We start from the raw sequence: 12,677 nt of genomic DNA on the forward strand, positions 1-12,677 counted from the left end.
GGGGAGTGGAGCAGTACAGCCTGGTCAGCCGGCCCGCAGCGCGGCGGCGGCCGTCGGCCAGGTGCGCTCGTCGGTGACGTCGGCGAGCTTGATGCCCTTCAGGATCCTGGTCATTTCCGCGTCGGAGAGCCGGCCGCCGCTGGCCACCTGGATGGTGGTCCTGCCGTCCGGGCTCCAGGCGTTGCAGAAGCCGTTACCGCACGTCGGTTCGGCCGGCGGCTTCTCGCCGTCCGTCAGCGCCTGGTTCGAGTTGGCGTTGGGGCTGACGAAGATCTGGAAGCTGCCGGGCGGGTCCTCGCCCTCGGGGCCGCCGTACGGCTCGATGAGCCCGGTGGTGGGCAGGGCCGGAGCGGCGAAGACGGCGCCGCCGTAGTTGCCGTCGCCGGCCGCGGCGATGCCGTTCAGGCCGGCGTAGGCGTGCTGGCCGAGTTCGGCGGCGTGGTAGCCGGCGGGCAGGTAGCCGACGGTGAACGGCACCCGGGCCGGCGCGGGGACGCTGGGCCGCAGCCCCGCCACCAGGGCGCGCAGGTCGGTGGCGGCGACGTCGGACGGCTCCGCGAAGCTCTCCGCCACCGCCCAGGCGTTGTCGGTGTACTCCCAGGCGAGCGCGCGGTGCAGGTTCGCGCCGTAGGTCGGTCCGTCCTGCTCGATCGCCTGGTGCCCGTCGACGGTGACCCGGTTGCCGGTGAACTTCTCCGCGTCGAAGGCGCCCGGGCGGTAGACGGTCAGGTAGGCGTAGAGCTGCCGCGCGTCGTCCCCGGGCTTCGAGGCACCCTTGGGGCCGACGGAACCCTTGGAGCCCGCGCCGTCCCGGGGCTCGACGACGTTGTCGGGGTCGACGGCGCGATCGTTGGTGACCAGGCCGTCCATGTGCAGCGGGGCGATCTGGTAGGCGGTCGACACGACGATCGGGTCCTTCACGTGCAGCTTGCCGGCGTCGAACCGCTGGAAGACGTACTGGAACGGGTCGTCCGGGAACTCCCAGCCGTTGGCCGGGGTGAGCGGCGACGCCGTCACCAGGGACGTGCCGGCGGCGGCCTGCTCCCCGGCGCTCGGGCGCACCGTGGCGTCGGGCAGGCCGATGCTGACCGCCGCGACCACGCCGGTGACGGCGAACGCGGCGGAGGCCACCGTCCACCCTGCCCGGCGGCGCCGCTGCACCTTCCGTCCGGCGGTCACGATGTCGTCGACCGTGTACCGCGGCGACGGCGCGTCGGAGGTCACCTTCTCCACCAGTTCATCTGCGCGCACTGGTTATCTCCCTTTCTGGATCGATGGTGTGGTCAAGGTCGATCTGGTCGTGGGCCAGAACCTCGCGCAGCCGGGCGAGGCCGCGGGAGGTCTGGCTCTTGGCGGTGCCGATGTGCCAGCCGAGCACGCTGGCCGTCTCCTCGAGGCTCATGCCGAGGTAGTGCCGGCAGACCACGGCGGCCCGCTGCCGGGGCGGGATCTCCCGCAGGGCCGCCCGGACCCGCAGCCGTTCGTCGACCGCCGTCGTCGGGTCGCGCTGCGCCGCCTCGGGCAGCGCGTCGCCGGCTGAGCGCTCCCGCCGCCACGGGCGGCGTTTCTCGTCGATGGCGGCGCGGACCACCATCGTCTTCGCGTACAGGTCGGGTCGCTCCAGCCGCGGCCACCGCGGGTACAGCTTGGCCAGAGCGGTCGCCGCCGCGTCCTCCGCCGTGTGCCAGTCACCGCAGGTGACGTACGCCAGTTTCCGCAGCACCGGCAGCTGGGCGGCGACGAACTCCCGGAAGCGTTCCTCGTCCTCGGCTTTCACGCGGGTAGAACGGAGCGGGGGCCGGCAAATGTTGCCGCATGCGGGCATCTTTTTCCTCGGCTTCACCGGGCCCGCCCCGGATCCCCCTTCTTGCAGCACAATTCGCCGAAGTGTCAGCTGGAGTCGGGTATGCGGTTCCCCAGCGTCGCCAGGGTCACTGCATGACTGTTTCCACTCCTGGCCTGTCCGGCTTCCGCCGTGCCGGCGCGCTCACCGCCGCCGCGCTGGCTGCCGTGGCGCTCGGTGTCGTGCCCGGGGCCCGCGCCGAGGCCGCCGGCGGCACCCTGCCGATCGGCGACGCCGACCTGACCGAGGTACGCACCAGCAGCACCCTGGCCGCCGGCGTCACCCTGACCCGCATCGTGCGGGGCACCGAGTCGGCGCCGGCCGACCAGATCAACACGACCACCCGGGGCCCGTGGGTGGTCAACGTGCTCACCATCGACCCGCGCCGCGCGCGGGGCCACCTGAAGGCGACGTACGGCCCGAACCTCAGCCAGGTCGAGAAGACCACCGAACTCGTACGCTCCGCCGGCGCGCTGGCCGGCGTCAACGCCTCGTTCTTCACCTTCACCGCCAGCCAGCAGTACCCGGGCGACCCGGTGGGGCTGGGGATCTTCGGCGGGAAGCTGCTCAGCGAGCCGACCACCGACCCGGCCGAGGTCAACTTCGTGGTCGACGCCAACACCAACCGGGCGCTGACCGGGAAGCTCAGCTGGTCGGGCAGCGTCCGGAACCGCCTGACCGACGCCACCCTGCCGCTGGAGTTCATCAACCACCCGCCGGTGGTCCCCGCTGGCTGCGCCGCCCTCGCCGACCAGACCCAGTGCACCGAGCCGGGCGACGTCGTGCAGTTCACCCCCGAGTTCGCCTCGGCCACCCCGGCCGGCGCCGGCGCGGAGGTCGTACTCAACCGGCTCGGCTGCGTGGTGCGCACCGCGACCACCCGGGGCACCGCCCTGGCCGCCGGTCAGACCTCGTTGCAGGCGACCGGACGCGACGTCGTCGCCCTGCTCGACGTGGCCGGGCGCGGCTGCGTGGACCGGGACTCGACGCTGACCGACCAGCAGGGCCGCAAGCTTCCGCTGCGGCCCGGCCTGTTCGGGGTGAACGGGCGGTACCCGTTGACGGCGGACGGGCAGATCGTCGTGCCCGACGGCGCCCCCGGCGACAGCTTCTTCGCCCGCAACCCGCGCACCATCGCCGGCACTACGCGGGACGGCAAGATCGTGCTCGCCACCATCGACGGCCGGCAGACCACCAGCGTCGGCACCACCCTGGACGAGACGGCCGCCGTCGCCCAGGCGCTCGGCCTGTCCGACGCGATCAACCTCGACGGCGGCGGCTCCACCGCGATGGCCGCCGAGGGCGCGCTGGTCAGCCACCCGAGCGGCGCCGAGCGGGCCGTCGGCGACGCGCTCGTGTACGTGGATGGCCGGTACCGCAGCGGGAACTGACCGACGGCGTCGCGGCAGCGGCGTGGACGTTGCTCGACGAAGGGTGCGGCTGGCCACTGCGGCCGGCCGCACCATCCGTTTGGACCGGCGCGGAGCCAGTGGCTACGGCGGCTCGGTCGGATGCCCCTCGACGAGCGTCCGCGCAGTCGTGTGCTCGCCGGTGGGGAACGGTGTGTCGCTCCCCCGAGAGCCCGCGTCAGCGTCGCGCGGAGCCGCGCGCGGCGGTACTGGACAGGTGGTTGCGCAGGTGGACGGCGAGCAGGGTCAGCCAGAGCAGGCCGATGACAATGGTGATCCGCTGGTAGAGCCCGGCGAGGTCGACCAGGCCGGCGGTCTGGGAGAAGCCGGCGCTGGCGAGGATGAAGCCGGCCAGGAAGGCGAGGCCGGTGAGGGCCGAATAGATCGCCCACCCGCGCCGGCGCTGCCCGGCGAACCTGCGGGTGAAGACGAAGAACGCGACGATCAACGCCGGGAACCCGACCCCGTCGTGCAGTGCGCCGCTGGTGGAGTACGCGGTCGGCGCGTCCGGGGTGCCGGCCGGATAGCCGCTGACCGGGTCGGTGGTGAAGGCGCCGGCGACGAGCAGCCCGACCGCCCAGACTCCGATGAGCAGCGGCCCCCAGGTCGCCGCCCGGCCCGGCCGCAGTGCCCGCCGCACGCCGATGGCGAAGGCCAGGGTGAGCAGGCCGCACACGAGGAAATTGACCGTCTGGGTCCAGCCGTGCTCGCCGAGCGCGAGGGAGCTGACCGGGTGCCGCAGCGGGTTGTAGCCGTCACGGGTGGCGCCGTCGATCAGGAACGTCAGGACGAAGAGCGGGCCGGCGACGATCCCGCAGAGGAGGAGTTTCCTCGTCCGGTCGGGTCGAGGGGCGGGGGGTGTGGCGGCGGCGAGGAGGGTGGTGGTCGTGGTCATCGCCGGACTCCTTCCGGTCGTTATGGCCGTCAACCTACATTGACACTGCAAGGGACGTCAACCATAGTTGACATGGCTCGGTGGATACCGCGATATGCCGTTGCCGGTCCGCGCGCCGTCTCTCACGTCGATAGCGTCCGGCCAACGGTTCCGTTCCCGACGGAGATGCCGGTAGACGGACAGGAGGAGGAATCCGTGACCGAGTCGAACGCTTCCGCGCTGGCCGGCGAGCCCGGGCCCGTGACCGTCCATCTCGGCCGGTGGCGCGACGTGCTGCCACCGGACGCGTGGCCGACGGGGTTTCCGGAGACAGGGGTCGTGTGGCGGCGGGACGTCTTCACGGTCGCCGAGGCGTGGCGCGCCGGCGACGCGAGCCCCCGGCAGCTGCTGGCCGCCGCGCTGATGTGGGGTTACGGCCCCATCGGGTACGGCCCGTGGCGCACCGCCCGCTCCCTGGAGGGCGATCCGGACGGCACGCGGCTGGCGCACGCGCTCGACGGGCTGCAGGCTCCCACCCTGAACGAGGACGTCCTGCGGGCTGCGTACCAGCGCCTGCGTGACCCGAAGGAGTCACGCCTACCCCGGCTCGGGCCGGCCTTCTTCACGAAGCTGCTCTACTTCGCCGGCTACCGGCGCGGCGGGTGTGCGCCGGTCGTCCGCGTGGGTGTCCGAGGAGTGGCTCACCTACCTGCGCTGGGCGGCGGCGCAGGCGTACGGCAGGGGCATCGAGCCGGACCGGGTGGAGATGGCGGTCTTCCACGACCGTTGGCCGCTGCCCGAGCCGGAAGCGGCCGACAAGACCGACTCAGGCGTTCACCTGCCCGGCGGCTGGTAGCCGGCGTGCTGCTCGGTCGCCGTGTCGATTTCCTCGGCGGTCAGCAGCGGCTCGACCCGCGTGTCGACGCCGCCGGCCGCGCGGATGGCGATGGCCAGGCCGGCCGCCGTCTTGTGGTCCGGCAGGTCGCAGACCACGTACGTGTCGTGGCCGCCGAACCCGAAGTACATGGACTCCACCCGCCCGCCGGCGTTCTCGACGATCGCGCGGACCACCTCGACGCGCTTCGAGCCGCCGTCGACGGCCAGGCCCTTCACGCCATCGACGGTGTAGGTCGACTTCAGCAGGAATTTCGCCACCGCGACGTCACCTCCCGGGACGGTGCGGCACCCGCGCGGCGAGCGCGGGTGCCGCTGACAGTCATTGCGCGGCGTACCACGATCGTGGTCAGCTGCCTTGGCGTTGCACCCGCTCGCTGCCCTCGACCTTGGCGCGGCCGTGGTCACGTTCGCTGCCGGACGTGCCGGTCGCGGCCCGCAGGTGCCGGCGCTCCGGCGAGCGCTCGACCTCCGAGCCCTGCCGGCCGCGAGCCCCGCTGCCGGGATGCCGCCGTCCGCGCGCCGATTCGCCGCCGGGATCATGCTTGTTCGGCTTCTGGCTACCCATGGCCAGCGCGTACCCGGCCAGCCGGAGGCTAGTCATCGAGCAGCCGGGCCGGCAGGTCGCAGAAACCGGGCATCCGGCTGAGCAGCGCACGTAACGGAGAAGCGCCCCGCACCAGGCGGGGCGCTTCCCTTCACCGATCGGTCGCTCAGCGGCGGCCGATGAAGATGCCGATGCCGTTGGCGACCGCGCGCTCCGTACCGTCGGAGGGGTTGTTGCGGGCGGTGGCCGCTACCTGGCCCGGCTCCCGTACGGCGACCGTGGTCGAGCCGCCGCCGTCCAGGTTCACCGCGGCGTCCGAGCCGAGCGAGCGCATCAGGTCGGCCAGCTCGGCGATGGTGAAGCCCGCGCTGGCGGGGGCGCGGCCGGCCAGCGCGACGAGGTAGACCGTCTGGCCGTCGGGGCTGACCCCGGCCGCGCTGCGTACCGCGGCGGTCTTGGTGTCCAGGCCGGCCAGCGGCTGGCCGTCGCGCAGGATCGGAGCGCCGCCGACCGCGAAGGTCAGCTTCGGCTTGCCGACGGAGACGAGCTTCTCGTCCACCTTCACCCGGTCGCCGACGACGAGGTCGTCGAGCGCGTCGGCACCGGCCTCGCGGCCGACCAACACCTCGGTGTCGAGGGGAATCGCGCCCGCGCCGGGCGTCTGGCTCACCGAGGTCACCACGCCATCGCGCACGGTCACCTCGTAGGTGTAGGTGCTGCACGGGTCGTTGCGGCTGGTGTCGCTGCCGCAGGTCGACCGGACCCGGGAGGCGGTGCCCCAGTCGGCGGTGAAGACGCCGACGCCGCCGACGGGGAGCGCGTACTGGTTGAGGCCGCCGAGGGCGATCGTGCCCTTGTCGCTGCGTACCTCGCCGGCCAGGCTCAGCGTGTCGACGCGCGCCTTGCCGTTCACGCCCACACCGAAGACGTCGCGGGTCGAGGTGCCGGGGGCGAGCCCCGGGCCGAAGCGCTGCGCGTTCGGCACGGCGAACTTCAGCGCCTCACCGTCGGCGATCTCCGGACCCGACGCCGAGTTGGTCGGCGTGACCCCGGCGTGGGTCTCACTGATGTTGAAGAAGTCCCCGTTCACGCCGGCGACGGCACCCTGGGCGTTCGTCATCGCCGAGACGACCTGCCGCTGCGCGACCGCGTCGGGGTGCAGCAGATCCAGGGAGACCTTGTTCTTGCGCAGGTCGGCGGTGAGCAGGTAGCCGACGGTGACGCCGCGCGCGGTCGTCACCTGGAACGAGCCGTACGTCACGCCCGGGGCGAGCTGCTCGGTCGAGGTGACGGTGATCGGGGCGTCCGCTGTGGACGCGGACGTCGTCGCGGGGGCGGTAGCGGCCTGGGCGACGCCGGTCGGCGCCGCGAGGGTGCTCAGCCCGGCGGCGAGCAGCAGCGCCAGACTCGGGCGTACGAGCTTCGATGACCTCATCGTCGCTCCTTTCGTCGTGCGGTACCCGAGCCGGTGCTCGGCGGATCGAGCCGGAACGACAGGTGGCCGGACCAGCGGAAAGCTTCCCGGCCAGCCGATCATGCGGGGGTGAACGGGGGAGATGCTCGACGTGAACCGCCTGTGCCTTTTGATCATCTGCCCCCGCCCTCACCGCGGTTGTCGACGACGCCGCGAGCGCGACCCGGAGCCGCGCGCCGGGTCAGGTCAGGAAGACCGGTCCCGGCGCTCGACCGCACGGCGGTGCCGGTCCAGCGCTCGGCCGTGCGCGTACGCGAGCAGCCGATCCACCTCGGCCAGGCTGCGCGCGCCCGGGTTCAGCACACACGCCCAGCCGGCCGTGCCGTAGACCGGGTGGGGCAGCACGTCGTCCAGGACGGTGAAGTCGATCGCCGAGCGGTTTTCGACGGACCGCGCCGGCGGGTAGCCGAAGAGCCGCTCGAACTCCTGCCGCCCCAGGTCCAGGTTGAGCCGGAAGATCCCCGGCCGGTCGAGCCGCGAGTCGTCGTCGAAGCCGGCCATGTCGTGCTCGCCGAGGGTGGCGAAGGGCAGCCGACGATCCGGCCCGACGAAGAAGAACCGCCAGCCCCACGCCGGTTCCGGGGCGCCGGACGCCTCGTCGGCCAGCACCACGGCCACCTCGGGCAGAGCGGCGATCCGCTCGGCGATCTCGTCGGCGGTCGGGCCGGCGTCGGCGGGCGAGTCCGGAGGGCCGGCCGCGGGTGCCGTCAGGTCGGGGTCGGCGGACCAGCCAGGGGGTACGGGAGAAGAAGCCATGACCTTCACCGTATCGTTGAACCACCCTTTGAGGCTTTTCGTGCACTTCGATGCTTGGAGGCTCGGCTGAACCCTCAAAGCGCGCGACACCGTCCGGTCGACCTGGCGCGTGAGCACGGGATTTCCACGCAGGCGGTGCGCAACTACGAGCGCGACGGCGTGATCCCGGCCGCCGAGCGCACCCCGAGCGGCTACCGCACCTACACCGACCTGCACGCGGTGGCGCTGCGGGCGTATCTCGCCCTCGTGCCGGCGTACGGCTACGCGGCCGCCGCCGAGATCATGCGGGCCGCGACCCGGGGCGACCTCGACGCGGCCCTGCACGCCGTCGACCTCGGCCACGCGCAGCTGCTGCGCGACCGCGAGACGCTCGACGCCGTCGAGGCGACCGTCGGCGTGCTCACCACCGCACCGGCCGGCGAGTCGAGCGGTCGACCGCTGACCGTGGGCGCCCTCGCCCACCGGCTCGGCGTGACCCCGGCGACGCTGCGCAAGTGGGAACGGGCCGGCATCCTCGCCCCGGCCCGCGACCGGGCCAGCCGGCAACGCCTCTACGACCCGGACGACGTCCGCGATGCCGAACTGGCCCACCTGCTGCGCCGCGGCGGCTACCTGCTGGACCACATCGCCACCGTCATGCGGGAGGTCCGCGCCGCCGACGGCCCCGGTCCGCTGGTCGACTCCCTGGCCACCTGGCGGCAGCGGCTGGCCGCCCGCGGCCGCGCCATGCTGGTCGCCGACGGCCGACTCGCCGACTACCTGAAGACCGCCGGACTCTGACGGCCCACGGTCACCGCAGGACCGATGGGCTCGGACGTGCCGACGATCCGTGCGACGACCGTCCGACTCTGGCATCCCTTCGGACAGTTCTCCAGAAGTGATCTTGCCGATCGGCAAATGGAGAACCTACTGTCCCGCTGGCGATCATGCCTTCAACCAACAAGACGGGGGTCTCGTTGCGTTACCTTCGTGGTGTCGCCATCGGCACCATAACCCTGCTGGCAGCGGTGACGGCGGTGGCCACCCCGGCCAGCGCCGCGCCCGCGCCGGCTGCTCCCTACACCGCGCTGTCCGTCGACGGAAACCCGCTCTCCTGGTGGCACCAGGGGTCCCGGGTCTACGACCAGGCCGGCGGTAGCACCTTCACGGTCACTCCGAGCGCCGGTGACGGCCTGGCCTTCCGCGCGGACCAGGCCGGCGACTCCTGGACGTTCCGCCTGGCCCCACCGAGCGGCGAGTCGTGGACCGTCGGGACCACGTACGAGCTGACGGGCGTGGAGCACGCCCCGGACTTCGCCTTCGTCGACGTCGCGCACAACGGCGCCACCTGCGACGAGGTGCCGGGCTACCTCTCCGTCCAGGAGGCCACCCGGGACGCCGGAACCGGCGCGCTCACCGCGTTCGCGGCCTTCTACGTGATCTCGTGCGGCACCAACCGCCACGACCTCTTCGGCGAGATCCGGTGGAACTCGAGCGTCGGGTTCGTCGCCGCCGGCACCGACACGATGTCGCACAACTTCGGCGACCGGGTCGTCGGAGGCCCGGCGACGAGCAAGACCATCACCGTACGGTCGATGGGCTCCGACCCGGTGGAGTACGGCACGGCCTCGTTCGACACCCCGGGCGGCTACTCGATCACGGCCGACACCTGCTCCGGCACGACCCGCGCGGCCGGTGAGATGTGCACCGTCACGGTGAGCGCGAAGCCGACCAAGCTGGGCGGCGACTGGACGTTCCTCCGGCTGCCCGACAACACCGTCCTCGGCGAGCGGCTGGTGCAGCTCGGCGTCAACGGGCTCGACCCGCGTACGGTCAACGTCTCCCCGGCGTCCCTGGCCTTCGGCGACCAGTACATCGCCGAGACGGGCTCGACGCAGTCGGTGACCGTGACCGGCACGGGTAGCACGGCGATCACCTTCGGCGCCGCCACGGTCGGCGGCACCGACGCCTCGTCGTTCACCGTCAAGGCGGACACCTGCAAGGGCGTCACGCTGGCCAAGAACCAGACCTGTCGGGTGGACGTCTCGGCGAAGGCCGGCGGCAAGGGCGCCCGCAGCGCCACCCTGCAACTGCCGAACAACAGCCTCACCAACCCGCGTACGGTGCCGTTGACCCTCAACGGCGTGGTGGGCGCCAGGGGCACCTACTACCCGTTGACCCCCGCGCGGATCATGGACACCCGCACCGGCACCGGCGCCCCGAAGGCGAAGGTGGGCACCAACGGCACGGTCAACCTGCAGGTGACCGGGCGCGGTGGGGTCCCGTCCAGTGGCGTGGGCGCGGTCGTGCTCAACGTGACCGTCACCGAGCCGACGGCGTCGAGCTTCCTGACGGTCTATCCGGCCGGGCAGGCGAAGCCCACGGCGTCGTCGCTGAACTTCCAGCGTGGCTGGATCCGGTCGAACTCGGTGACGGTGGCCGTCGGCGCGGGCGGCAAGGTCGCCATCAACAACCTTTCCGGCTACACCCACGTCATCGTGGACGTGCTGGGCTACTACGCCAGCGACAACACGCCGCTGCTCAGCACGGGTCAACTGGGTGGGCAGTTGCAGCCGGTACCGCCGCTGCGGGTGTTCGACAGCCGCAGCGACTGGGGTAAGAAGCTGCCGGCCGACAACCAGGTGCGGGTCGCGGTGAACTACGGCACCGACGCCAACTGGCGCATGAAGGCCGTCGTCCTCAACATCACCGCGGTCTCGCCGTCGTCCAACGGGTTCCTCACCGCCTGGAACGGCGAGTGGCCGGAACCGAAGACCTCCACCGTCAACTACACCGCCGGGTCCGTCACCCCCAACCTGGCGATCGTGCCGGTCCGGCACTGCTACGACTGCCCGTGGGGATCCGAGTTTCCGACCTTCGGCGTCTACACGCTGAAGGACACCCACGTGATCGTCGACATCGTCGGCTTCCTCGACGACAGCAGCCTCGCCGACGGCCTGCGCTTCAACCCGAAGACGCCGACCCGGATCGTGGACAGCCGCAAGGGACAGGGGCTGCCCAGCAGCCTCGGCGCGGGCCGGACCGGCACTGTCACCACGCCCGGTGCGCTGCTGACCGGCGGCACCCAGGCGCTGGCGCTCAACGTCACCGCCGTGACGCCCACCGCCAGCACGTTCCTGAAGCTGTGGCCGAACGGCATCAGCGGCATCAACCAGCCGGACGTCAGCAACGTGAACGCCACGGCCGGTCAGATCGTCGCCAACGCCGCCATCACCCAGCTCGGCCCGACCAACCAGTTCAACGTCTACAACCACCTGGGCACCACCGCCGTCGTCGCCGACGTCGTCGGCACCTTCTGGCGCTACCCGGGAACCGCCAGCGGAGCCGCCGTCCAGGGCTTCGCCGGCGGAACGCCGCGGTCGCCGTACCCGCCGGGCGACAGGCCGACGCCGGACCGGGTCGCGAGATGACCGGCTGAACCCGCACCACCAGTAGAGGCGGTGGCCGTCGAGCATTCGACGGCCACCGCCTCTGTCATCGGCAGGACCGAGCACGGCCGGCCCTGCTTCGGCCGATACTCTTCCGGAAACGGCGTGCAGGGGTGAGAGCTGTGCTGGCTGGGCTGGAGGTGCCGCCCGCGGTCGAGGCGGACCGGGTCATCGCGGCCGTGCTGGCCGACCTGCGCACCGGCGAGCACCGCGGCGTGGTGGTCGACTCGCCGCCCGGGGCCGGCAAGTCGACCCTGGTGGTACGCGCCGCCGTCGAGCTGGCCGCCGCCGGTGAACCGCTGATCGTCATCGCGCAGACCAACGAGCAGGTCGACGACCTCATCGACCGGCTGGCGCGCAAAGCCCCCGAGCTGCGGATCGGCCGGCTCTCCGCCACCGACTACCAGCCCTCCGAGCGGGTCAAGGGGCACGACACGGTCCGGGTCGGCGCGAAGGTCACCGACCTCGACAGCCCGGCCGTCATCATCGGTACGGCCGCCAAGTGGGCCACCGTCACCGACGGCTCCTGGCCGTGGGCGATCGTCGACGAGGCGTACCAGATGCGCTCGGACGCTCTGCTGCGCGTGGCCGGCAGGTTCCAACGGGCCCTCTTCGTCGGCGACCCCGGGCAGCTCGACCCCTTCTCCACCGTCGAGACCGCGCGCTGGACGGGCCTGGCCTGGGATCCGACGCAGTCCGCCGTGGCGGTCCTGCTGCGACACAACCCGGAGCTGCCCGTCCACCGGCTGCCGGTGTCCTGGCGGCTACCGGCCACGGCCGCGCCCCTGGTGGCGGCGGCCTTCTATCCGTTCACCGGCTTCCGCGCGGGCACCGGCCCCGACGAGCGGACCCTGTCGTTGACCAGGCCGGGGCCGGGTGACCGCGTCGACGACGCGATCGAGTTGGCCGCGACGTCCGGCTGGGGCCTCTACGAGTTGCCGGCGCGGCAGACCCTACGTACCGATCTGGAAGCCGTCGCGGCCTGCGCGGCGCTCGCGGTGCGGCTCGTCCAGCGAGGCCCGGTCGCCGTCTCCGAGCAGACGCCGCAGGGTGCGCCGGTCACCGCGGACCGGATCGCGATCGGCGCCGCGCACCGCGACCAGGTCGCCGCCATCCGCGCGCAGCTCGGCCCGGCCGGCGCGGGCATCACCGTCGACACCGCCAACCGGCTCCAGGGCCGCGAGTACGACGTCACCATCGTGCTGCACCCACTGTCGGGGCGGCGGGACGCCACCGCGTTCCACCTGGAGTCCGGGCGGCTCTGCGTGCTCACCTCCCGCCACCGGCACGCCTGCATCGTGGTGGCTCGGGACGGCATTGGCGAGCTGCTCGACGCCCACCCGTCGACCGAGCCGATGCACCTCGACGTGCCGGTCAAGTTCCCCGACGGCTGGGAGGCGAACCAGTCGATGATCAGCCACCTGCGGCGACACCGCGTCCAGCCCTGATCCT

Annotated in this window: 12 protein-coding genes and 1 pseudogene; 6 read left to right on the forward strand and 7 right to left on the reverse strand. The window is 72.5% G+C overall.

Translation table 11 applies throughout. The features are described from left to right. Positions 1 to 24: 24 nt before the first annotated feature. Both AB0C04_RS26745 and AB0C04_RS26750 read right to left on the reverse strand, forming a co-directional pair. Positions 25 to 1,251, reverse strand: a complete 1,227-nt coding sequence (locus AB0C04_RS26745) for a hypothetical protein (RefSeq protein WP_357059540.1) — start codon at positions 1,249 to 1,251, stop codon at positions 25 to 27. Beyond that, positions 1,238 to 1,777, reverse strand: a complete 540-nt coding sequence (locus tag AB0C04_RS26750; protein WP_357059542.1) for a SigE family RNA polymerase sigma factor — start codon at positions 1,775 to 1,777, stop codon at positions 1,238 to 1,240. Before AB0C04_RS26750 ends, AB0C04_RS26745 begins: the two co-directional genes overlap by 14 nt. Before the next feature lie 161 nt (positions 1,778 to 1,938). Here AB0C04_RS26750 and AB0C04_RS26755 point away from each other — a divergent pair, with 161 nt between their 5' ends. Next, positions 1,939 to 3,234: a phosphodiester glycosidase family protein gene (locus tag AB0C04_RS26755; RefSeq protein WP_357059545.1), complete on the forward strand. Its 1,296-nt coding sequence runs from the start codon at positions 1,939 to 1,941 to the stop codon at positions 3,232 to 3,234. Between the two features lie 196 nt (positions 3,235 to 3,430). Here the strand turns inward: AB0C04_RS26755 and AB0C04_RS26760 are convergent, their stop codons facing one another. Beyond that, positions 3,431 to 4,147 carry a DUF998 domain-containing protein gene (locus AB0C04_RS26760; RefSeq protein WP_357059548.1) on the reverse strand — a complete coding sequence of 239 codons (717 nt, stop codon included), beginning with the start codon at positions 4,145 to 4,147 and terminating at the stop codon, positions 3,431 to 3,433. Between the two features lie 165 nt (positions 4,148 to 4,312). Here AB0C04_RS26760 and AB0C04_RS26765 point away from each other — a divergent pair. Further along, positions 4,313 to 4,771 (forward strand): annotated as a pseudogene (locus AB0C04_RS26765) (hypothetical protein); the annotation flags it as partial. A gap of 40 nt (positions 4,772 to 4,811) precedes the next feature. Continuing rightward, positions 4,812 to 4,982: a hypothetical protein gene (locus tag AB0C04_RS26770; protein ID WP_357059550.1), complete on the forward strand. Its 171-nt coding sequence runs from the start codon at positions 4,812 to 4,814 to the stop codon at positions 4,980 to 4,982. On the opposite strand, the gene AB0C04_RS26775 is transcribed toward AB0C04_RS26770, so the two are convergent. The 4 genes from AB0C04_RS26775 to AB0C04_RS26790 all read right to left on the reverse strand — a co-directional run bounded on the left by AB0C04_RS26775 (position 4,961) and on the right by AB0C04_RS26790 (position 7,797). Beyond that, on the reverse strand, positions 4,961 to 5,281 hold the full coding sequence (locus AB0C04_RS26775) for a GYD domain-containing protein (protein WP_357059553.1): 321 nt from the start codon (positions 5,279 to 5,281) through the stop codon (positions 4,961 to 4,963). The two genes, AB0C04_RS26770 and AB0C04_RS26775, sit on opposite strands and share 22 nt — an antisense overlap. Positions 5,282 to 5,369: 88 nt before the next feature. Beyond that, positions 5,370 to 5,624 carry a hypothetical protein gene (locus AB0C04_RS26780; protein WP_357059557.1) on the reverse strand — a complete coding sequence of 85 codons (255 nt, stop codon included), beginning with the start codon at positions 5,622 to 5,624 and terminating at the stop codon, positions 5,370 to 5,372. A 109-nt stretch (positions 5,625 to 5,733) separates the two neighbouring features. After that, on the reverse strand, positions 5,734 to 7,002 hold the full coding sequence (locus tag AB0C04_RS26785) for a phosphodiester glycosidase family protein (RefSeq protein ID WP_357059560.1): 1,269 nt from the start codon (positions 7,000 to 7,002) through the stop codon (positions 5,734 to 5,736). Positions 7,003 to 7,227: 225 nt separating this feature from the next. Continuing rightward, positions 7,228 to 7,797 carry a DUF6194 family protein gene (locus AB0C04_RS26790; RefSeq protein WP_357059563.1) on the reverse strand — a complete coding sequence of 190 codons (570 nt, stop codon included), beginning with the start codon at positions 7,795 to 7,797 and terminating at the stop codon, positions 7,228 to 7,230. Positions 7,798 to 7,863: 66 nt separating this feature from the next. Between AB0C04_RS26790 and AB0C04_RS26795 the strand changes: the two genes are divergently transcribed. From AB0C04_RS26795 to AB0C04_RS26805, 3 genes are all read left to right on the forward strand, one after another. Beyond that, entirely contained in the window at positions 7,864 to 8,577 is a 714-nt protein-coding gene (locus AB0C04_RS26795) for a TioE family transcriptional regulator (RefSeq protein ID WP_357059777.1), read from the forward strand. Between the two features lie 146 nt (positions 8,578 to 8,723). Next, entirely contained in the window at positions 8,724 to 11,207 is a 2,484-nt protein-coding gene (locus tag AB0C04_RS26800; protein WP_357059566.1) for a choice-of-anchor D domain-containing protein, read from the forward strand. A gap of 140 nt (positions 11,208 to 11,347) precedes the next feature. Continuing rightward, entirely contained in the window at positions 11,348 to 12,673 is a 1,326-nt protein-coding gene (locus AB0C04_RS26805; RefSeq protein ID WP_357059568.1) for an AAA domain-containing protein, read from the forward strand. The last annotated feature ends 4 nt before the right edge of the window (positions 12,674 to 12,677 follow it).

Origin of the sequence: Micromonospora sp. NPDC048909 (genome assembly GCF_040649635.1) — a bacterium.
Taxonomy (GTDB): Bacteria; Actinomycetota; Actinomycetes; order Mycobacteriales; family Micromonosporaceae; genus Micromonospora.